The organism is Klebsiella sp. 18074, assembly GCF_902705905.1.
Lineage (GTDB): Bacteria > Pseudomonadota > Gammaproteobacteria > Enterobacterales > Enterobacteriaceae > Klebsiella > Klebsiella terrigena.
In genome coordinates, this window is record NZ_CACSIS010000016.1 from 1 (window position 1) to 22,217 (window position 22,217).

Consider the following 22,217-nt stretch of genomic DNA (forward strand, 5'->3'; position numbering starts at 1 on the left):
ACGGTTTCGCCGGGTACTATCCCGAAACGGCTGATGCATCTGAGGGGAAATCTGGAGGCGATGTTCATAACAAAACGCCCCCGACTATCAAGGCCGAGGGCGGTTAAGATGTCAAAAACCCGCTATCCGGTTAACCGTAACGCATCACCGCTTAACTGATCGGCATTGCGGTGAAAACCGGGCCTTTTCTTTTGCACAACAGGCCGTGCGACCGGGCTAGACCGTAAAGCCGAGCATCATGCCGGTATCCTCATGCTCCAGCAGATGGCAGTGCGCCATATAGGCAAACTCCTTCGGCGCCTCGTGGTCAAACTTCACCAGCACCTCGCTGACGCCGCCGTCGACCCGCACGGTATCTTTCCACCCCGTCCGATGCGCGGCGGGCGGCTGGCCGTTTTCAGACAGAATGCGGAACTGGGTACCGTGGATATGGAACGGGTGCAGCATCATGTCGCCTTTGCCGGAGATGACCCAGCGCTCATACTCTCCCTTCGCCGCAGCGAACATCGGCACGTCCATATCAAAAGCTTTGCCGTTGATACGGTTGGCGTTGTGGAAATCGAACGCGCCACCGTCGTGGTTCATCTGCCCCATACCCGCATGGTTCATCTTGCCCATTTCGCCGTGGTTCATATTTCCCATGCTGCCGCTATCCATCATGCCGCCGTGGTGCATGCCTGACATCGCTCCGTCGCCGTACTTTTTCATCAGCGCCTGCATGCCCATCATATCCAGCATCGGATCCATCGACAGCTGCAGCGTACGCTGGGTCAGGCCTGCCAGCGGCGGCAGCTCGGGCATCGCCGCCAGCGTATCCGGCAGTTGGCCGGATGCCTGAATCGTCAGCGGCTGGACGCGCAGCACCGGCTGCGGCTTATCGAACGGGGCAATCGCCATACCCATCTGGCTGACCGGCAGCGTGATCAGATCGAAGGCTTTGCCGTCGCGGGTATCCACCAGCACTTCAAAACGTTCCCCCATCAATACCGGCAGCTCGCTCACCTTGACCGGCTCGGCAAGCAGCCCGCCGTCGCTGGCTACTACGTACATCGGCCGGCCGTCGCTGGTTGAGAAATTGAGCGAGCGGGCGTTGCAGCCGTTAAGCAGGCGCAGGCGCAGCCAGCCGCGCGGGGCGGCGTGCTCGGGATAGAGCGCCCCGTTGGTCAGCAGCGTATCGCCAAACCAGCCGACGGCCGCGCTCATGATATCGAGCTGATAGTCAATTTCGCCGGCGGCGGTGAAACGCTTATCCTGCACGATCACCGGCACGTCATCGATTCCCCACTGCTTGGGTAGCAGCAGGCGCTCGCTCTCCTCATCGGAAATCAGCACCAGACCCGCCAGCCCCATCGCCACCTGACGCCCGGTTTTACCGTGCTGATGCGGGTGGAACCAGCAGGTGGCGGCCCGCTGCGCCGGCGTGAAGCTCACGCTGCGGGAAGCCCCTGGCGCAATGACCCCCTGCGGCCCGCCGTCAACTTCGCCGGGGACCTCCAGGCCGTGCCAGTGCAAGGTGGTCTCTTCGGCCAGGCGGTTATGAATATCCACGGTGACCGCCTCCCCTTTTTTGAGGCGCAGCGCAGGGCCCAGCAGATTACCGTTATAGCCCCAGGTGGTGGCGCTATGGGGACCAAACTGGGTTTTCCCTGCCTGAATGGTTAACGTGATGCGATTTCGCGCGTCGGCGGCGAGCAGTTCAGGTATTGGCAATGCCGGGCGAGCAGCGGCAAATGCCGAGCGGCTCCAGAGCGGAAGCGCGCTGAATGCGCTAAGCGCGGCGGTTAATTTGATAAATTCACGACGTTGCATTTCACATCCTTTTATTCTGCTGGCGAACTTTTGAGCTTAAACCCTCCAGCAACGGGAAGGTCAAGCAGAAGAGTAAGAATAAAGCTCGGCGTCATGTAAAGAAGTATGCTAACTTTGTTCGTCCGTGATTCAATGGTAAACAAAATGAAGACGCTTTGCAGAACACTAGTGCTCGGCAGCCTGCTTGCACTATCCGCCAATAGCTACGCGTTAAGCGAGTCTGAAGCGGAAGATATGGCTGATTTAACAGCGGTATTTGTTTTTCTGAAAAACGACTGCGGTTACCAGAACCTGCCTAATACCCAGATCCGTCGCGCGCTGGTCTTCTTTGCTCAACAGAATCAATGGGATCTGAGCAACTACGACAGCTTTAATATGAAAGCGCTCGGCGAAGACAGCTATCGCGATCTCAGCGGCATCAAGATTTCGACTCCCAAAAAATGTAAAGCACTGGCGCGCGATTCGCTAAGCCTGCTGGCTTACGTTAAATAACCTCGCCGCCATAAAATATCCGTCCGCTATCGCCTCCCTTTTCAGGCGTATTCACCCGCGTACGCATTGCTGAAATATCCACCGTGCATCCTCATCTATAGTTGGCTATGATGTTGCGCTCGTTTTTACGGGTGTAACAGATGTTAACAAAGGAGGAATCAATCCGTGGCCGATAGCAAACTGTGGCATGAAACACTGCACGACCATTTTGGTCAGTATTTTACCGTTGATAACGTGCTGTATCACGAGAAGACCGATCATCAGGATTTGATCATTTTTGAGAACGCCGCTTTTGGCCGCGTGATGGCGCTGGACGGCGTGGTGCAAACCACCGAGCGCGATGAGTTTATCTATCATGAAATGATGACCCACGTTCCGCTGCTGGCCCACGGCCAGGCGAAGCACGTGCTGATCATCGGCGGCGGTGACGGCGCCATGCTGCGCGAAGTCTCCCGTCATCCGCATATCGAAACGATCACTATGGTTGAGATTGACGCGGGCGTGGTCTCTTTCTGCCGTCAGTACCTGCCAAACCACAACGCCGGCGCCTACGACGATCCGCGCTTTACGCTGGTTATCGACGACGGCGTCAATTTTGTTAACCAGACGACGCAAACGTTTGACGTCATCATCTCCGACTGCACCGACCCAATCGGTCCCGGCGAGAGCCTGTTCACCTCGGCGTTCTATGCCGGCTGTAAGCGCTGCCTGAACCCCGGCGGGATCTTTGTCGCCCAGAACGGCGTGAGCTTTCTGCAGCAAGATGAAGCCGTCGACAGCCACCGCAAGCTGGGCCACTACTTCAGCGACGTCAGCTTCTATCAGGCGGCAGTACCTACCTATTACGGCGGCATCATGACCTTCGCCTGGGCGACGGACAATGACGCGCTGCGTCATCTTTCCAGCGAAATTATCCAGGCACGCTTTCACAAAGCCAACCTCAAGTGCCGCTATTACAACCCGGCAATTCATACGGCGGCATTCGCCCTACCGCAATATCTGCTGGATGCGCTGTCCATCAGCGATCTTAAATAAGGGGGTGAACTAAATTGAAAAAATTGAAGCTGCACGGCTTTAACAACCTGACCAAGAGCCTGAGTTTTTGCATTTACGATATCTGCTACGCCAAAACGGCGGCAGAGCGCGACGGCTATATCGCTTATATCGATGAACTCTATAACGCCAACCGCCTGACCGAGATTTTGTCCGAGACGTGCTCGATAATCGGCGCCAATATCCTGAATATCGCGCGCCAGGATTATGAGCCGCAGGGCGCCAGCGTCACCATTCTGGTCAGTGAAGAACCGATTGACCCGCAGCTTATCGATCAAAGCGAGCATCCTGGCCCGCTGCCGGAAACCGTGGTCGCCCATCTCGATAAAAGCCATATCTGCGTCCATACCTACCCGGAAAGCCATCCCGAGGGCGGGCTCTGTACCTTCCGCGCGGATATTGAAGTATCAACCTGCGGCGTCATTTCGCCGCTGAAGGCGCTGAACTACCTCATCCACCAGCTGGAATCCGATATCGTCACCATTGACTACCGCGTTCGCGGCTTTACGCGTGATATCAACGGGATGAAGCACTTTATCGATCATGAAATTAACTCAATACAGAACTTTATGTCCGACGACATCAAGTCGCTGTATGACATGGTGGACGTCAACGTGTACCAGGAAAATATCTTCCACAGCAAGATGCTGCTGAAGGAGTTCGACCTGAAGCACTACATGTTCCATACCCGGCCGGAAGATTTAACCGAAGAGGAGCGCAGGGTCATTACCGACCTGCTGTGGAAGGAGATGCGCGAGATTTACTACGCGCGCAATATTCCCAGCGTGTAGCCTTCCTTCTGGCGGCGCTGCGACCGGCGCCGTCAACCGTCAATCTGGCTGCATTAGGGTCAGCGTAAACGCCTGCCCTTTCAGCTCGGACTGAACAGATGGCGGCAGGTTAACGTCGGTTATTACGTCATGAAAACGGGTAAGCGGGGCGACATTAAACAGAGAGTGCGCACCATATTTACTGCTATCAGCCAGCAAAATCTTGCGCCTGGCATTGGCGATAATCTCCTGCTTGAGGCCCGCCTTATCTTCCGTTGGCGTCGTCACGCCCGTCGCGATGCTCCATGAGTTACAGCTCATGAAGGCGATATCAGGATAGACGCTACGCAACATCTTACGTCCGAACTCACCAATGCAGGACTGGCTGCTGTCATCAATTCTGCCGCCGACTATCGTGACTTCAATTTGGCGAAACTCAGATAAAAACAGCGCGATATGGAGATCGACTGTGATCACCCGCAAAGGCAGATGCGTTAAGCATTTTGCCAGTTCCAGCATGGTCGTCCCGGCATCAAGCACCACCGCATCGCCGGGATGGACCAGCGACGCGGCAAAACGGGCGATAGCCCGTTTCTCTGCCGGTGAGCGCAGCTGTTTTTCATTGGTGGTGGGCTGGCTGGGCTCAAAACGCCGCAAAGCCACGCCGCCATGGCTACGGCTGATCACGCCCTGCTCATCCAGTTTGATCAAATCGCGGCGAATAGTGGCAGCGGAAGCATCAACGGCATCAACCAGTTGCTCTACCGTCACCAGCGTATGATTTTTCAGATACGCCACGATTTGATCCAGACGATGTTGTCCTTTCATAACAGGTCTTTACGCCAGTTGCATTGCCAGTTTTATCGATATAGCCATGCTCTCAGATTTTGCTTTTCCCGTCCAGGCGATATCGAAAGCGGTTCCGTGATCCGCGGAGGTACGAATAAACGGCAGGCCAGCAGTGATATTGACGCCATCATAAAAGCCCAGCAGTTTCAGTGGAATATGCCCCTGGTCGTGATACATCGCCACCACCATGTCATAGTGCCCTTCATAAGCCTGAAGGAAAACGGTATCAGGAGGGCAAGGGCCGTACACATCGATCCCCTTCGCCCGCATCCGCTCAATAGCGGGTGCCACGATACGGATCTCTTCATCGCCAAACAGACCATTCTCGCCCGCGTGCGGGTTAACCCCCGCCACCGCGATCCGCGGCCTAGGGTATCCAACCCGCTGCAGAAAGGTATCGGCAATCCCGATGACCGTTTCCACGCGCGGTGCGTTTAGGGTATCGAGGAATTGACGCAACGCGATATGGGTAGAGACATGAATGACCTTGAGCCGGTCGGTAAATAAGACCATCGCGTAGTCGCGGCTTTCGGTCAGCGTTGCCAGCAGCTCGGTGTGGCCGGGGTAGTTATGCCCGGCCAGATGTAACGCCTCTTTGTTCAGCGGCGCGGTGGCAATCGCCTGTACCTCACCTTTCATTGCTAAATCGGTTGCGCGTTTTACGCAGCGATAGGCCAGATCGCCCGCCTGGGCCTGGACTTTACCAACGGCCAGGGTTTTGGGATTAGCCAGCGGCTCGTCAATGACATGAATGATTCCGGGAGCATACCGGGCGTCAGCTACCTGCTGAATGGCGCGAAACTCAACCCCTGGCGCCAGCCCTTTTTCCTGCAGCCGTATCAGCGTTTGTAAGCAGCCAACCACGACCAGCGCCGCACCATTGAGTTCATCTTCGCTCAGTGCTTTAACAATAATCTCCGGGCCGATCCCCGCCGGATCGCCCATCGTAATCGCTACTGTTTTAGTGCCCACAATACATCTCCTCAATAAAATAAAGCGCATCGCATAGCGTGCTGTCAGAACCAAAACCTCCCGCTTTGGTGATAACCGGTAGATCGTCTATTTCGCTGTTTACGAATGTCCCGCACGGAATGCAGGGGGCCACTTCACTCTGAATACGATAGCCTTCAGCGCCCAGCGCTCCCGCGACCGCGGTGGCGATGTCGCCCCCGGTCAGAAACAGGCCGCCAATGCGGGCCTGCTCGATAATCCGTAACGTCATGACGCCCAGGCTCTGGCTTAGCCGCTCTCCGAGCTGCTGGCGGCTCATTCCCGTACGTTCACACAGCGTGGTGATAAGCAGCCGGTCCTCGGCGCTACGGCTGGTACGCAGGATCGTATGCCGCTGGCGGCCCAGTAACGTGCACGCCTGCTCCACGACGGACGCCTGCTCATGCTCAGCCCCGGCAAGCAGCAGGCGCGAGGCATCGATCTCCACCACATCCGCTCGCCCCTGACATAGTGCGCTCTCTACCTGGCGGCGCGTGGCTTCACTCATCGATCCCGCCACGACAAGCACCGGAAGCGGCTGCTTTTCTTGCATAAAGGCCTCAACCGGCAGCGCATTCGCCAGACCTGCGGCGCCCACCAGCAGCGGCATTTGTTTCTGTTCGCATACCGCCTGAGCAATTAAGCGCAGATCGCGATCCTCGACGGCATCCACCACCACCATGCTCTCTGCCTCAGCAGCATAAGCGCGAAGGAGGGCGCTCAATGCGCCGCGGCGAAGATCCTCAAGGAAGACTTCGTGCACCGGAATCTCACTTTGCTGCGCCACCAGCTCAGCAATGCGCGAGGTGGTGATGGGGGTTTTCGGATCGCTGGCAAATTCGGTCTCAAGCAGCGGAACCCCGTTGACCAGGCAGAGCCCATCGCGCGTGGTGCGTCCGGCGGAAGGAATCGCCGCGGCAATGACGGCCACCCTGCGACCCGTGGCGCGCATAGCCGCGGTCACTTCTGCACCGACGTTGCCACGAAACGTTGAGTCTATTTTCTTATAAATAAGCGGTATCTCTTCGCCGCCGCACCAGGGAGCCAGGACGGAGGAGACGCTTTGCGCAGCCTGCTGGGCCGGTATTGCCCGGCTTTCCGTATTGATCACTAATACATCGGCGCGGCGCGATGGCTTTTGCCCCGCCTTGAGCATCACTTCCGTTCGCGCGCCTTTTTTCGCCAGCTGCACGCCGGTATCGTTAGAACCCGTGAAATCATCGGCGATAACGAGCATCTTCATGCGTTGTTCTCCTCGACGGCCTTGCGCGCCTGTTTCTTAGCCACCCACGAGGTCAGGATGGGGGTCAGGATGGCCGTGGTGATAACCGAGGCGGCAATCAGCGGAGCAGCAGCGGCGGCGACCTCCGCCAACGACGGGTCGGCCTGGGCGATGGCCAGGGGCGTCGCGACCGCATTACCCGCCGTACTGGAGGCTGCCGCGCCGGCAATTCCGCTGCCGCCCACCAGGCGGTCGGCCCGGATATTGAAAAATCCACCAATGAAGGTCGTCAACACGCCCAGCAGGATGCCGGCAAGCCCGCCCTGCAGCAGCATTTCGAGGTTAATACCGGCCCCTAATGCAAACGCAAAGAAGGGGATGAGCAGCGGCCCGCCTTTGGTCAAAAAGTCCCGCATATTAGGATCCAGGTTACCGAGGATCATACCCACGACCAGCGGGATCAGAACCGCGGCCAGCGCCATAACCGGAATGTTGGCCATCCCTGCCGCGCCAAGCGCGATCATGGTAAAGAAGGGACCATCGTTAAGAGAGAGAATAGAGATCGCCCCCACATCGCGTTCATTGCCAAACTCACCCACGAGTGCGGCGTAGAGACCGCCGTTGGAATTGCTCATTGCGGCAATGATCGCCACGCCGCTTAAACCAAAGATGCCTTCCGCACCGAAGAGTTTCTCAACACCCAGACCAATCGCAATCGCGATCAGTAGCTTCGTTAACGTAATGGTGCCGCCCTGCAATAAAGCCTGCGGCGCGGCTTTCACGCTAATACCGGCCCCCATACACAGCAGGAACGCTCCGATAAGCGGAGCGGCGCCGTTTTTAAAGAGTGCGCTCGTAAAGCCGCCAATCTCCAGCACCTGCGGGGCAAATGTATTGATAACTGCACCAATAACCAGCGGAACGACCATCATCCCGCCGGGTACTCGTTCTATTGCTTTTTTGATGTTCATGGTCTTTCCGCCCGTTTGCTTACATTGATTAAATAAAATCATAACGATTATATTCAATCACTATAAAGCCAACCTCGCGGGAGATCACAGTTTTAAAATGATTAATAAAAATCAATTGATCGTTTTCAAGCACAAAAAAACCGGGAGGGGATCCCGGCTTTTTTTGACAAACAGATCGATTTAACGCTGTTGCATAAACTCGCGGTAGGCGGCAACGACCTGCAGAAAGTCCTCGACGCCGCAGAGGGAGAAGCTCTCTTCGTCGTAGTAGCTCATCCCTTCTTCAATTTCATCGCCGGAAATCTCCAGCTGGTTAGCGCGAATCATGACCTCCTCGCCGTCTAACCATAACGTGTACTCATGCCCGGCACGCTGCCAGGAGCGCTCGCTGCCTTTTACGGTACGCGCGGCCTGTTCCACTTCATCCAGCAGGGCGAGATTATCCTTCACCTCTTCATTAAACCAGTGCCCCACCACCTCGTGGCCCATCGCCATCCGCACCTTTACCACTCCGGTAATATCGCGCAGAAATTCGTAATCCATAGTCTCTTCCTCTGCAAGGGCAATGCGTCACCGCTGCACTGTACCCATAGGGTAATTATCGCAGCAGTAAGAGAGAAAAAAAGCGTAGCGAGCGGAGGGATTGGAAATAAAAATGCCCGGTGATGTAAAGTTCACCGGGCATTGAAGGGTTTATGTACGAAATAGACTTATCGCATTACACCGCGGTCTGGAAAATCACGCCATCCGCTTTCTCAGTGTACTGACCCAGCTGATCGAAGTTCAGATAGCGGTAGGTGTCTGCCGCCGTCTTCTCTACCTGCGCAACATAGGTCTGGTACTCATCCGGCGTCGGCAGCTTACCGATAAGCGCCGCTACTGCCGCCAGCTCAGCTGAGGCCAGGAAGACGTTCGCACCGGTACCTAAACGGTTCGGGAAGTTACGGGTTGAGGTGGAAACCACCGTCGCACCGTCGGCTACGCGCGCCTGGTTGCCCATGCACAGGGAGCAGCCCGGGATTTCGATACGCGCGCCGCTCTTACCAAAGACGCTGTAGTAGCCTTCTTCGGTCAGCTGAGCCGCATCCATACGGGTTGGCGGAGCCACCCACAGGCGGGTCGGCAGCTGGCCTTGATGGTTATCCAGCAGCTTACCTGCGGCACGGAAGTGGCCGATGTTGGTCATACAGGAGCCGATAAAGACTTCGTCGATCTTCTCACCCTGAACGTCGGACAGCAGACGAGCGTCGTCCGGATCGTTCGGTGCGCAGAGGATCGGCTCTTTGATATCCGCCAGATCGATGTCGATAACCGCGGCATATTCCGCATCCGCATCCGCTTCGAGCAGCTGCGGATCCGCCAGCCATTTTTCCATCCCCTGAACGCGACGCTCCAGGGTGCGGCGATCGCCGTAACCTTCGGCAATCATCCACTTCAGCAGAACGATGTTGGAGTTCAGATACTCAACGATCGGCGCCTGGTTCAGCTTGATGGTACAGCCGGCTGCAGAACGCTCGGCGGAAGCATCGGTGAGCTCAAACGCCTGCTCAACTTTCAGGTCCGGCAGGCCTTCGATTTCCAGAATGCGTCCGGAGAAGATGTTTTTCTTCCCTTTCTTCTCAACGGTCAGCAGGCCCTGCTTGATGGCGTACAGCGGGATGGCGTGAACCAGATCGCGCAGGGTGATCCCCGGCTGCATCTTCCCTTTGAAGCGCACCAGCACGGATTCCGGCATATCCAGCGGCATGACGCCGGTGGCAGCCGCAAACGCCACCAGACCAGAGCCCGCCGGGAAGGAGATACCGATCGGGAAACGGGTATGGGAGTCACCGCCGGTACCGACGGTGTCCGGCAGCAGCATACGGTTCAGCCACGAGTGGATAACGCCATCGCCTGGACGCAGAGAGACGCCGCCGCGGTTCATAATGAAGTCAGGCAGAGTATGGTGCGTGGTCACGTCGACCGGCTTCGGATAGGCCGCGGTATGACAGAAGGACTGCATCACCAGGTCGGTGGAGAAGCCCAGGCACGCCAGGTCTTTCAGCTCGTCACGGGTCATCGGACCGGTGGTGTCCTGGGAGCCAACGGAGGTCATCTTCGGCTCACAGTAGGCGCCAGGACGAATACCGGTTACACCACAGGCGCGGCCAACCATTTTTTGCGCCAGCGAGTAGCCGCTGGTGCTTTCGGCAACGTCTTTCGCCTGACGGAAGGCCGTGCTGTGCGGCAGGCCCAGGGCGTCGCGCGCGCGGGTAGTCAGGCCACGACCGATAATCAGCGGAATACGGCCACCGGCGCGGACTTCGTCGATCAGTACGTCGGTTTTCAGCTCGAAGGTCGCCAGCAGCGCATCGGTTTCGTGGTTACGCACTTCGCCTTTGAACGGGTAAACGTCGATAACGTCGCCCATATTCAGGTCGTTGACGTCAACTTCAATCGGCAGTGCGCCCGCATCTTCCATAGTGTTAAAGAAGATTGGTGCAATTTTCCCGCCAAGGCACAGGCCGCCGCCGCGCTTGTTCGGCACGTTCGGGATATCGTCGCCCATAAACCACAGCACCGAGTTGGTGGCGGATTTACGCGAAGAGCCGGTACCGACAACGTCGCCAACGTAGGCCAGCGGGAAACCTTTTTTCTGCAGCGCTTCAATTTGCTTGATCGGGCCAACCGAACCCGGCTGATCCGGATCGATGCCTTCACGGGCGTTTTTCAGCATCGCCAGCGCGTGCAGGGGGATATCCGGGCGAGACCACGCGTCCGGCGCCGGGGAAAGGTCATCGGTGTTCGTTTCACCGGTAACTTTGAAAACGGTCACGGTGATTTTTTCCGCCAGCTGCGGGCGGCTCAGGAACCACTCGGCGTCAGCCCAGGACTGCATCACCTGCTTAGCGTATTCGTTACCTGCTTTCGCTTTCTCTTCTACATCGTAGAAGTTATCAAACATCAGCAGCGTATGGGACAGCGCTTTCGCGGCAATCGGAGCCAGTTTAGCATCGTCCAGCGCGTCAATCAGCGGATGAATGTTGTAACCGCCCTGCATGGTGCCCAGCAGTTCAACGGCTTTTTCAGGGGTAACCAGTGGGGAGGTCGCTTCACCTTTGGTGATGGCGGCAAGGAATCCGGCTTTAACGTAGGCGGCTTCATCGACGCCCGGCGGTACGCGGTTAATTAACAGGTCTAACAGGAATTCTTCTTCACCCGCAGGCGGGTTTTTCAGCAGTTCTACCAGCGCGGCCATTTGGGTTGCATCTAAGGGTTTGGCAACAATCCCAACGGCTGCACGCTCAGCTACGTGCTTACGGTATTCTTCTAGCACGACGGTTCTCCTCGCTCTCATTGTAAAATGCGGTAGGCGATTCTCTTCACGCTCCTGTGAGACAGCAGTTTGTAGGGTAAATGCCCGATACCGCGTCGGCAGCATAGCAGGATTTTAGGGAGGTGTTAATCTGTTTACAAAAAAGCAACATTAAAAATTAGCTGAATCGTTAAGGGCAGGATTTTACAGGCTTCCCTCTCATTTCCCGGTATATAAATTTAATTCTGTGCAAGTTAGCTGACCAAAAACCCAACAAACATCAAAAATCAAAAATAGAGCGGCTTATACTCCGGCAGGAGCGCTATTTTCGGCGATACTCAGTGGAGACAGGCCAAATTTTTGTGCCGGGAGCTAACATGATACGACCTTTTAAACCCCACGTGATTGCATTGATTTGTAGTGCAGGGATTTTAGCCGCCTCTGGCACCCTGTATGTCAAAAGTCGCGCACCACAAACGATTACCGAAGCGCCTGCAACGACTCAGCCCGCTCCTGCTGCCACCCCGGCCACACCTCAGCCGCCGGCGCCAACGGCCACTCCGCCAGTAACCACCGCCTATACTCAGGCGCAGATTGATCAGTGGGTGGCCCCTGTCGCCCTCTACCCTGACAATCTGCTGTCACAGGTGCTGATGGCATCGACCTATCCCAGCAACGTGATGCAGGCCGTACAGTGGTCCCAGGATAATCCCTCTATGCAGGGCGACGCCGCGGTACAGGCAGTGGCCAGCCAACCCTGGGATCCGAGCGTAAAATCGCTTGTTGCTTTCCCGGCACTGCTGGCATTGATGGGCGAAAACCCGCCGTGGGTCGAGAACCTCGGCAATGCGTTTTTAGCCCAGCCGCATGATGTGATGGATTCGGTGCAGCGGTTACGTAATATCGCGCAGCAGACAGGGACCCTGAAATCCTCGCCGCAGCAAAAAGTCACCACCACCGCCGTACCGGCCCCTGCGGCAACCGCCACGTCGACATCGACGACCGCCACAAGCACCAGCGCTGCACCAGCGCCGACTCAGGTCATTAAAATCGAATCCACCGACCCCAACGTGGTGTATGTCCCTACCTATAACCCCTCAACGGTATACGGAACCTGGCCCAACACCGCCTATCCGCCGGTCTATTTGCCGCCGCCTCCAGGGGAGCAGTTTACCAACAGTTTTGTGAATGGCCTCGGCTATAGCCTTGGCGTCGCCACGACCTGGGCGCTGTTCAGCAGTATCGACTGGGATGACGATGACGACTACCACGGTCATGGCTATGACCACGGCGGTTATTCGCATAATGGCGATAACATCAATATTAATGTCAATAATTTCAACCGCATCACCGGCGAACATCTGACGGGCGACCGGACTAACTGGCAGCATAACCCGGCATATCGCGGCAATATTCCTTATCCGAACAACACTGTCGCCCAGCGCTTCCATCAGACTAATGTGGCCGGCGGATTGAGTGCCACCCAGCACGTGGCGGGCGATCGTGATGCCCAGCGTCAGGCGGCAAAAACGCAGCTCCAGCAGCATAACGGGACCGTTGCTAATGGACGCATCGCCAACAATACGTCGCGTGATGCCCAGCGCAAATCCGCCGCAACACAGCTCAACAAGGTGACACAGCGTAACAACTATCGCGGCTACGATAAGACGCAAACGGCGGCGATCAAAAACCGCCAGAGTAGCGGTCAGCAGCAACAGCGCCGGGAAGCCGCCAAAACCCAGCTTCAGCATCCTACTGAGCACCAGCAACAGCGCCGTGCGCAAGTCAAATCAGCCACACCGGAGCAACGTCAGCAAAAGGCAAGCCACCTGCGGTCCAACGCGTTAAGCGGCAACGAGAGCCGGTCGCCATCCTGGCAATCACAGCATGCTCGCGGGCAGCAAAGCCGCATCGCCTCGAACCAGAACCGGCCACAACGCAGCGCCGTTCGGGAGAATCGGGCTGAACATCATGAACGTCGTCGCTGAGGATATGCAGATGAAAAAACAGTTAAAGATGGCTCTGCTGGCGCTGGTATTTTCACCCATGATGGCCGCGGCCCAGCAGCAATTTTCCACCCCGGAGCTGGCGGCGAACGCCCTGGCTCAGGCAATCAATGACAATAACCCTGCGGCCTTCAGTGAACTGCTCGGCGATAACTGGCAGCAGTTTTTACCACCGGATGGCATCGATCCTGATGCGGTGGCCCGCTTTCAGCGCGACTGGAAGATAAGTCACCAGATCGTTCAGCAAAGCGATACCGCCTGGTTGGATGTTGGCCGTGAAGCGTGGCGTTTGCCGATTCCAATAGTGAAAAACAACGAAGGCTGGCATTTCGACATCGCCGCCGCGCAGGATGAAATACTCACCCGGGCCATTGGCCGTAACGAACTGTCGGCTATCCAGGCGATGCATGCCTACGTCGACGCCCAGCAGGATTACTACCAGCTAAACCACCGTTGGGCGCAGAAGATTATCAGCAGCGATGGCAAAAAAGATGGCCTGTACTGGCCTGCTGCTCCGGGAGAAGCCCCCAGCCCGTTAGGCCCGGCCTTTAGCCCCGTCGAGCCAGGTGAAGGCTATCACGGTTATCATTTTCGTATTATTCACGGCAGCGACGATCAGGCCGCGGCCCTGCTGGCCTGGCCCGTCGAGTGGGGGGAAACGGGTGTGATGAGCTTTATGATTGATCAGGACGATCGCGTATATCAGGCCAATCTTGGGGAGGAAACGGCAACCTTAGCCCAGGCCATCACCCGTTTTGCGCCGGATGCCAAATGGCAGGCTATCACGCAATAAAAAATGCCCGGCGCAGTCATCTGCCGCCGGGCATCCTGAGAGTCTGAGCGCGGTTTAGCCCTGATGCGGCATCAGCTGCGGATAGCCGTTGAATGCCGGCTTCGCGCTGCTCAATGCAGCTTCATCCTGATGAATGCTGCCAGAGTTCGCCGCCCATACCCCTTCTGAGGTTTTGCTGATCAGCTGATGCTGTACATTCAGGTTCTGCCCCATCGCGGCAATATGGTTGCTTTCGGTCCCGCCGCTGTTGGCAGCCCAGGGAATGGAAAGGTCAGCAGCACTGACGATACCCGAAGCCAGCGTTGCCGCCAGCAGAGTCGTTGTTAAAAAGAGTTTCATAACCCACCTCGCTTATAATTAACTGCCTATAAGTTTAGTGGGTAACTAATTTCAAAGTGTTGATAAGATATGGCAGGTTATTAACGCAGACACAGATCTAAACATCAGGCATAAAAAAAGCGGCTCACAGAGCCGCTTATGCTTTTTGCCGGAAAGAAAAAGTTACTTTTTCTTCGCTTTCGCGTTCGGCAGGTCGGTGATGCTACCTTCGAAGACTTCTGCCGCCAGGCCAACGGACTCGTGCAGAGTCGGGTGCGCGTGGATGGTCAGAGCGATGTCTTCTGCGTCACAGCCCATTTCGATAGCCAGACCGATCTCACCCAGCAGCTCGCCGCCGTTGGTGCCGACAATCGCGCCGCCGATAACACGGTGGGTCTCTTTGTCGAAGATCAGTTTGGTCATACCGTCTGCACAATCGGAAGCGATCGCACGGCCGGATGCTGCCCACGGGAAGGTGGCAGTTTCGTAGCTGATGCCTTTCTCTTTCGCTTCTTTCTCGGTCAGACCAACCCAGGCAACTTCCGGTTCGGTATAGGCGATTGACGGGATCACTTTCGGGTCGAAGTAGTGCTTCAGGCCAGAAATAACTTCTGCGGCAACGTGACCTTCGTGAACACCTTTGTGCGCCAGCATCGGCTGACCCACGATATCGCCGATAGCGAAGATGTGCGGTACGTTGGTACGCAGCTGCTTATCAACGCGGATGAAGCCGCGTTCGTCAACTTCAACGCCGGCTTTGCCCGCATCGAGGTTTTTACCGTTCGGTACGCGGCCGATAGCCACCAGCACGGCGTCGTAACGCTGCGCTTCAGCCGGGGCTTTTTTGCCTTCCATGGAAACGTAGATACCGTCTTCTTTTGCTTCAACGGCGGTCACTTTGGTTTCCAGCATCAGGTTGAACTTCTTGCTGATGCGTTTAGTGAAGACTTTCACCACGTCTTTATCGGCGGCCGGGATAACCTGGTCAAACATTTCAACCACGTCAATCTCTGAACCCAGCGCATGGTAAACGGTCCCCATTTCCAGACCGATGATACCGCCACCCATAACCAGCAGGCGCTTAGGTACGGATTTCAGTTCGAGGGCGTCGGTGGAGTCCCACACGCGCGGATCTTCATGCGGAATGAACGGCAGTTCGATCGGACGGGAACCCGCCGCGATGATTGCGTTGTCGAAGTTGATCACGGTTTTGCCGTTTTCACCTTCAACTTCCAGGGTGTTAGCCCCGGTAAATTTACCCAGACCGTTTACCACCTTCACTTTACGGCCTTTGGCCATACCGGCCAGACCGCCGGTCAGTTGGGTGATAACTTTCTCTTTCCAGGTACGAATTTTGTCGATATCGGTTTTCGGCTCACCGAAAACAATACCGTGATCGGCCAGCGCTTTCGCTTCTTCGATAACTTTAGCAACGTGCAGCAGTGCTTTAGAAGGGATACAGCCGACGTTCAGACAAACACCGCCCAGGGTGCTGTAACGTTCGACGATGACGGTTTCCAGACCTAAGTCAGCGCAACGGAAGGCAGCAGAATAACCTGCGGGACCAGCCCCAAGTACCACGACCTGAGTTTTGATTTCAGTACTCATCATGACCTCTGTAGTTAGTATCCGGCGGTCATACCCGTCGTCTTTCAGGCCGCAACTGCGTTAGCTTCACGCCTTCACCCCAGCCACTTACTTGAGTAAGCTCCTGGGGATTCTGGCGCTTGCTGCCTTGCTGCATCCAGAAATCCATAGGGTATGTATATTAATACCCTTATATCCACCGGGACGTTCTATCCGCCTGCATTTTACAAAATTGTTAACAATTTTGAAACAACAAACGGCAAACGATTTTGTCCTTTATTGCTGATAACCCCAAAACGCACGCGAGATTACCAGAAAAAAGCCGGCCGTCAGGCCGGCTTTTCGCTTACATCACCAGGCGGCGAATATCGCTCAGAGTGTTGTTGATGATGGTAATAAAGCGAGCACCATCAGCACCGTCGATTACGCGGTGGTCGAAGGAGAGAGAGATCGGCATCATCAGACGCGGAACGAACTCTTTACCATTCCATACCGGTTCCATCGCGGATTTGGACACACCGAGGATAGCCACTTCCGGCGCGTTAACAATCGGCGCGAAGTGGGTGGTACCCAGGCCGCCGATGCTCGAGATGGTAAAGCAACCGCCCTGCATTTCGCCAGCAGTCAGCTTACCGTCACGCGCTTTCTTAGAGATCACCGTCAGTTCACGGGACAGCTCGGTAATGCTCTTCTTGTTCACGTCCTTGAAGACCGGAACAACCAGACCATTAGGCGTATCAACCGCCACACCGATGTTGATGTACTTTTTCAGCGTCAGACGCTGCGCATCTTCGGACAGGGAGCTGTTGAAGCGAGGCATCTGCTCAAGCGCAGCGGCAACCGCTTTCATGATGAAGACCACCGGGGTGAATTTCACGTCCAGCTTACGCTTCTCAGCTTCCGCGTTCTGCTGCTTACGGAACGCTTCCAGGTCAGTGATGTCGGTTTTGTCGAAGTGCGTAACGTGCGGGATCATCACCCAGTTACGGCTCAGGTTAGCACCAGAGATTTTCTGGATGCGGCCCAGCTCAACTTCTTCAACTTCACCAAACTTGCTGAAGTCCACTTTCGGCCACGGCAGCATGCCCGGGATACCACCGCCGGCAGCGGCAGCAGGCGCAGACTCAGCGCGCTTAACGGCATCTTTCACGTAGGCCTGAACGTCTTCGCGCAGGATGCGGCCTTTACGACCGGAGCCTTTCACTTTCGCCAGGTTCACGCCAAATTCGCGCGCCAGGCGGCGGATCAGCGGAGTCGCATGGACGTAAGCATCGTTCTCAGCGAACTCGGATTTGCCTTCAGCTTTCGCTGCAGGAGCCGCCGCTTTCGCAGCCGGAGCCGGTGCAGCCGCTGCAGGTGCCGGAGCAGCTGCCGCCGGAGCCGCGCCTTCAACTTCGAAGACCATAATCAGCGAGCCGGTAGAGACTTTGTCGCCGGTGCTGATTTTGATCTCTTTCACGGTACCCGCGAACGGAGCCGGAACTTCCATAGAGGCTTTGTCACCCTCTACGGTGATCAGTGACTGTTCAGCGGCAACTTTGTCGCCCACTTTTACCATCACTTCGGTCACTTCAACTTCGTCACCGCCGATATCCGGTACGTTAACGTCTTTCGCGCCAGCCGGAGCCGCTGCCGCCGGAGCGGCCGCCTGTGCCGGTGCCGGTGCCGCTGGTGCAGCACCCGCCACTTCGAAGACCATGATCAGCGAGCCGGTGGAGACTTTGTCGCCAGCGCTGATTTTGATCTCTTTCACGGTACCCGCGAACGGTGCCGGGACTTCCATTGACGCTTTGTCGCCTTCAACGGTAATCAGAGACTGTTCAGCCGTAACGGTGTCGCCCACTTTGACCATGATCTCGGTGACTTCTACTTCGTCGCCGCCGATGTCAGGCACGTGTACGTCTTTCGCCGCGGCCGCAGCCGGTGCAGCGGCCGGAGCTGGCGCTGCTGCTTTCTCTTCCTGCGCAGGTGCAGCGGCTGCTGCACCATCGGCGGAATCGAAAATCATGATAAGTTTACCGGTCTCGGTTTTGTCGCCAACGGAGACTTTAATCTCTTTAACGACGCCAGCCTGCGGAGACGGGACTTCCATAGAGGCTTTGTCACCCTCTACGGTGATCAGCGACTGTTCAGCTTCAACTTTGTCGCCAACTTTGACCAGGATTTCGGTGATTTCAACTTCATCTGCCCCGATATCCGGTACGTTGATTTCGATAGCCATTATTCTCTTACCTCTTACGCCAGACGCGGGTTAACTTTATCTGCATCGATGTTAAATTTGGCGATTGCTTCTGCCACAACTTTCTTATCGATTTCACCACGTTTAGCCAGTTCGCCCAGCGCCGCAACAACCACGTAGGAAGCATCTACTTCGAAGTGGTGACGCAGGTTTTCACGGCTGTCAGAGCGACCAAAGCCGTCGGTACCCAGTACGCGGTAATCATCAGCCGGTACATAGGTACGAACCTGCTCGGCGAACAGTTTCATATAGTCAGTAGACGCTACGGCCGGTGCGTCGTTCATCACCTGAGCGATGTACGGTACACGCGGGGTTTCCAGCGGGTGCAGCATGTTCCAACGCTCACAGTCCTGGCCATCGCGCGCCAGCTCGGTGAAGGAAGTTACGCTGTAGACGTCAGAACCTACGCCGTAGTCTTTCGCCAGAATCTCTGCTGCTTCACGCACGTGACGCAGGATAGAACCGGAGCCCAGCAGCTGAACTTTACCTTTGCTACCTTCGAGGGTGTCGAGTTTGTAGATACCTTTACGGATACCTTCCTCAGCACCTTCCGGCATTGCCGGCATGTGGTAGTTTTCGTTCAGCGTGGTGATGTAGTAGTAAACGTTCTCTTGTTTCTCACCGTACATACGCTCCAGGCCATCGTGCATGATGACGGCAACTTCGTACGCGTAAGACGGATCGTAAGAGATACAGTTCGGGATAGTCAGAGACTGAATATGGCTGTGGCCATCTTCGTGCTGCAGACCTTCGCCGTTCAGCGTCGTACGACCGGAAGTACCACCGACCAGGAAACCGCGAGCCTGCTGATCGCCTGCCTGCCAGCACAGGTCACCGATACGCTGGAACCCGAACATGGAGTAGTAGATGTAGAACGGGATCATCGGCAGGTTGTTGGTGCTGTAAGAGGTCGCAGCAGCCAGCCAGGATGCGCCAGCACCCAGTTCGTTGATACCTTCCTGCAGGATCTGACCTTTCTCGTCTTCTTTATAGTAAGCAACCTGCTCACGGTCCTGCGGGGTGTACTGCTGGCCGTTCGGGCTGTAGATACCAATCTGACGGAACAGACCTTCCATACCAAAGGTACGCGCTTCATCGGCGATGATCGGCACCAGGCGGTCTTTAATGGACTTGTTCTTCAGCATCACGTTCAGGGCACGAACGAAGGCGATGGTGGTAGAAATCTCTTTGTTCTGCTCTTCCAGCAGCGGACCGAAATCTCCCAGGGTCGGCAGCTCCAGCTTCTCATCGAAGTTAGGCTGACGGGTCGGCAGGTAACCGTGGAGTTTCTCACGCTGGGCGTGCAGATAGGTATGCTCTTCGGAACCTTCAGGGAAGGTCACGTACGGCAGTTTTTCGATATCAGCATCGGCAACCGGCACGTTGAAACGATCGCGGACGTAGCGTACGCCGTCCATGTTCATTTTCTTAACCTGGTGAGCGATGTTTTTACCTTCAGCGGTATCACCCATGCCGTAACCTTTGATGGTATGGGCCAGGATAACGGTCGCTTTGCCGGTGGTTTCCTGCGCTTTTTTCAGCGCAGCGAAGACTTTCTTCGGATCGTGACCACCGCGGTTCAGGGCCCAGATCTGCTCGTCAGTCCAGTCGGCAACCAGCGCTGCGGTTTCCGGATATTTACCGAAGAAGTGCTCGCGTACGTAGGCACCGTCTTTGGATTTGAAGGTCTGGTAGTCGCCATCAACGGTTTCGTTCATCAGCTGAATCAGCTTACCGCTGGTGTCTTTACGCAGCAGCTCATCCCAGCGGCCGCCCCAGATAACCTTGATAACGTTCCAACCAGCACCGGCAAAGATGCCTTCCAGTTCGTTAATGATTTTGCCGTTACCGGTGACCGGGCCGTCCAGACGCTGCAGGTTGCAGTTGATGACGAAGACCAGGTTATCCAGTTTTTCACGGGTCGCGATGGTGATAGCGCCTTTAGATTCCGGCTCATCCATCTCGCCGTCGCCCAGGAAGGCGTAAACGGTTTGTTTTGAAGTATCTTTCAGACCACGGTGTTCCAGATATTTCAGGAATTTAGCCTGGTAGATTGCACCGATTGGGCCCAGACCCATGGATACGGTCGGGAACTGCCAGAAGGTCGGCATCAGTTTCGGGTGCGGATAGGAAGAGAGGCCTTTGCCATGTACTTCCTGACGGAAGTTGTTCATCTGCTCTTCAGTCAGACGACCTTCCAGGAACGCACGTGCGTAGACGCCCGGAGAGATGTGGCCCTGGAAGTAAACCAGGTCGCCGCCATCCTGCTCGTTGCGCGCACGGAAGAAGTGGTTAAAGCACACTTCATAGAAGGTTGCGGAGGACTGGAAGGAAGCCATGTGGCCGCCCAGCTCAAGATCCTTTTTCGATGCGCGCAGAACGGTCATGATGGCGTTCCAGCGAATCGCAGAACGAATTCGACGTTCCAGATCGAGATTCCCCGGGTATTCCGGTTCATCTTCAACGGCAATAGTGTTGACGTAACTGCCAGTAGATGTGCCAGCAGCAACCTTCACCCCGCCTTTGCGGGCTTCAGAAAGGAGTTGGTCAATCAGATACTGAGCGCGCTCAACACCTTCTTCACGGATGACCGATTCGATCGCCTGTAGCCAGTCGCGAGTTTCGATCGGATCCACGTCATTTGGTAAACGTTCTGACATGGGGGGTATTCCTTATCTATCTAATCGTTGATTAATCTGGAACCTGTCCCATTGCACTCTTTGCCCGTCATACTTCGGCTTGTCTCATTGTTGGCTTCTCGTCCTCACTCCGGTCACATAGTTAGCTATGCTCCCGGAGATTCCGACGCTTGCCACCGCGATACAAGCCGAATTATTTAGGGCAACTGAAACTAAAAGCGCAATAAGACAGGTTCTGCGTTTAGTTGCCGCGCTCTAAAAAATGGCGCTTAAGAACCGGAGTTCTCATCTTTCCGTTGCTGTAAACGACGCAGTGAGCGTTCTCGACGACTCTCCTCACGGCTACGATCCAGCAAAATTTCTTCAATGAACGCCAGGTGTCGGTGCGACGCTTCACGCGCCTGCTCCGGCTCCCCGGCGATTATCGCCTCGAAAATACGAGTGCGATGATTGCTGACCTGCGGGAGCATTTCCCGGCGGGCGTACAACAATTCAAAGTTCTGACGAACGTTTTGCGCCAGCATCGGCTCCATGCAGCGTAGCAGATGCAGCAGCACAACATTATGCGCTGCTTCGGTGACGGCAATTTGATACTGGACGACGGCATCGGATTCGGCATCCAGATCGCCGGACTGCTGAGCCCGTTCAATAGCCTGATGCAGCTCGCGAATACGTTCGCGGTCAGCATCATTGCTGCGCAGCGCCGCGTAATAAGCCGCGATGCCTTCAAGCGCGTGACGGGTTTCCAGCAGATCGAATTGGGATTCAGGGTGATCGGACAGGAGCTCTACCAGCGGGTCGCTGAAGCTCTGCCACAGGCTGCTTTGTACAAAAGTTCCACCGCCCTGGCGACGAAGCAACAGGCCCTTGGCTTCGAGGCGTTGAATCGCCTCACGCAGCGAGGGACGGGAAACGTCGAACTGTTTAGCCAGTTCGCGTTCAGGCGGGAGTTTTTCACCGGGGCGCAACGTCCCCTCAAGGATTAAAAACTCTAGCTGCTGCTCAATCACATCAGATAGTTTTGGTTGGCGGATTTTGCTGTAGGCCATATTCCCTGTCTCTGCCATTAGCCCGTAGTCAATTGGTCTTACCAATTCGCAGTTCGTAGCGGTAAAGTAACAAAGTATTCACCTTCTGTCCATACAGGTTTTGATTGAAATCAGTAAACCCGGCACATTTTAACA

At 55.9% G+C, this 22,217-nt stretch carries 17 protein-coding genes and 1 pseudogene; 6 read left to right on the forward strand and 12 right to left on the reverse strand.

Annotated features, from left to right (window positions below; all coding sequences use genetic code 11):
- Positions 1–159: pseudogene (locus tag GVK32_RS16475) on the forward strand (IS4 family transposase); the annotation flags it as partial.
- A gap of 57 nt (positions 160–216) precedes the next feature.
- Here the strand turns inward: GVK32_RS16475 and cueO are convergent.
- Complete coding sequence (gene cueO / locus GVK32_RS16480) at positions 217–1,809, reverse strand: multicopper oxidase CueO (RefSeq protein ID WP_159869596.1); 1,593 nt, start codon at positions 1,807–1,809, stop codon at positions 217–219.
- A 144-nt stretch (positions 1,810–1,953) separates the two neighbouring features.
- Here cueO and GVK32_RS16485 point away from each other — a divergent pair, with 144 nt between their 5' ends.
- The 3 genes from GVK32_RS16485 (at position 1,954) to speD (ending at position 4,145) form a co-directional block, all read left to right on the forward strand.
- Positions 1,954–2,301: a YacC family pilotin-like protein gene (locus GVK32_RS16485; protein ID WP_095104103.1), complete on the forward strand. Its 348-nt coding sequence runs from the start codon at positions 1,954–1,956 to the stop codon at positions 2,299–2,301.
- A 165-nt stretch (positions 2,302–2,466) separates the two neighbouring features.
- Positions 2,467–3,336: a polyamine aminopropyltransferase gene (speE, locus tag GVK32_RS16490; protein ID WP_159869599.1), complete on the forward strand. Its 870-nt coding sequence runs from the start codon at positions 2,467–2,469 to the stop codon at positions 3,334–3,336.
- A gap of 14 nt (positions 3,337–3,350) precedes the next feature.
- On the forward strand, positions 3,351–4,145 hold the full coding sequence (gene speD, locus GVK32_RS16495; RefSeq protein WP_132513306.1) for an adenosylmethionine decarboxylase: 795 nt from the start codon (positions 3,351–3,353) through the stop codon (positions 4,143–4,145).
- A 39-nt stretch (positions 4,146–4,184) separates the two neighbouring features.
- On the opposite strand, the gene GVK32_RS16500 is transcribed toward speD, so the two are convergent.
- The 6 genes from GVK32_RS16500 to acnB form a co-directional block, all read right to left on the reverse strand.
- Complete coding sequence (locus GVK32_RS16500; protein WP_159869602.1) at positions 4,185–4,952, reverse strand: DeoR/GlpR family DNA-binding transcription regulator; 768 nt, start codon at positions 4,950–4,952, stop codon at positions 4,185–4,187.
- 9 nt (positions 4,953–4,961) lie between these two features.
- Positions 4,962–5,945, reverse strand: coding sequence for a D-threonate 4-phosphate dehydrogenase (locus GVK32_RS16505; protein ID WP_159869605.1), 984 nt, complete (start codon positions 5,943–5,945; stop codon positions 4,962–4,964).
- Complete coding sequence (locus GVK32_RS16510) at positions 5,935–7,206, reverse strand: D-threonate kinase (RefSeq protein ID WP_159869608.1); 1,272 nt, start codon at positions 7,204–7,206, stop codon at positions 5,935–5,937. Before GVK32_RS16510 ends, GVK32_RS16505 begins: the two co-directional genes overlap by 11 nt.
- Positions 7,203–8,156 (reverse strand): 2-keto-3-deoxygluconate permease 1, encoded by a 954-nt coding sequence (locus GVK32_RS16515; protein ID WP_123710090.1) that lies wholly within the window; start codon positions 8,154–8,156, stop codon positions 7,203–7,205. The genes GVK32_RS16510 and GVK32_RS16515 overlap by 4 nt, the downstream gene beginning before the upstream one ends.
- 180 nt (positions 8,157–8,336) lie before the next feature.
- Positions 8,337–8,699 (reverse strand): protein YacL, encoded by a 363-nt coding sequence (yacL, locus tag GVK32_RS16520; protein ID WP_123710091.1) that lies wholly within the window; start codon positions 8,697–8,699, stop codon positions 8,337–8,339.
- Positions 8,700–8,874: 175 nt separating this feature from the next.
- Positions 8,875–11,472 carry a bifunctional aconitate hydratase 2/2-methylisocitrate dehydratase gene (gene acnB, locus GVK32_RS16525; protein WP_159869611.1) on the reverse strand — a complete coding sequence of 866 codons (2,598 nt, stop codon included), beginning with the start codon at positions 11,470–11,472 and terminating at the stop codon, positions 8,875–8,877.
- 356 nt (positions 11,473–11,828) lie between these two features.
- On the opposite strand from acnB, the gene GVK32_RS16530 reads away from it, so the two are divergent.
- Both GVK32_RS16530 and GVK32_RS16535 read left to right on the forward strand, forming a co-directional pair.
- The gene (locus tag GVK32_RS16530; RefSeq protein WP_159869614.1) at positions 11,829–13,439 is read left to right on the forward strand and encodes a DUF3300 domain-containing protein; all 1,611 of its coding nucleotides are present in this window, start codon (positions 11,829–11,831) and stop codon (positions 13,437–13,439) included.
- 10 nt (positions 13,440–13,449) lie between these two features.
- Positions 13,450–14,250: a DUF2950 family protein gene (locus GVK32_RS16535; RefSeq protein ID WP_159869617.1), complete on the forward strand. Its 801-nt coding sequence runs from the start codon at positions 13,450–13,452 to the stop codon at positions 14,248–14,250.
- Positions 14,251–14,304: 54 nt separating this feature from the next.
- On the opposite strand, the gene GVK32_RS16540 is transcribed toward GVK32_RS16535, so the two are convergent.
- From GVK32_RS16540 to pdhR, 5 genes are all read right to left on the reverse strand, one after another.
- Positions 14,305–14,589, reverse strand: coding sequence for a hypothetical protein (locus GVK32_RS16540; protein ID WP_159869620.1), 285 nt, complete (start codon positions 14,587–14,589; stop codon positions 14,305–14,307).
- A 162-nt stretch (positions 14,590–14,751) separates the two neighbouring features.
- Positions 14,752–16,176 carry a dihydrolipoyl dehydrogenase gene (gene lpdA / locus GVK32_RS16545; RefSeq protein WP_041147519.1) on the reverse strand — a complete coding sequence of 475 codons (1,425 nt, stop codon included), beginning with the start codon at positions 16,174–16,176 and terminating at the stop codon, positions 14,752–14,754.
- 325 nt (positions 16,177–16,501) lie between these two features.
- Entirely contained in the window at positions 16,502–18,376 is a 1,875-nt protein-coding gene (gene aceF, locus GVK32_RS16550) for a pyruvate dehydrogenase complex dihydrolipoyllysine-residue acetyltransferase (protein ID WP_159869623.1), read from the reverse strand.
- Between the two features lie 14 nt (positions 18,377–18,390).
- Positions 18,391–21,054: a pyruvate dehydrogenase (acetyl-transferring), homodimeric type gene (gene aceE / locus GVK32_RS16555; RefSeq protein WP_041144072.1), complete on the reverse strand. Its 2,664-nt coding sequence runs from the start codon at positions 21,052–21,054 to the stop codon at positions 18,391–18,393.
- Positions 21,055–21,302: 248 nt separating this feature from the next.
- Positions 21,303–22,082 (reverse strand): pyruvate dehydrogenase complex transcriptional repressor PdhR, encoded by a 780-nt coding sequence (gene pdhR / locus GVK32_RS16560; protein ID WP_004857919.1) that lies wholly within the window; start codon positions 22,080–22,082, stop codon positions 21,303–21,305.
- Positions 22,083–22,217 lie beyond the last annotated feature (135 nt).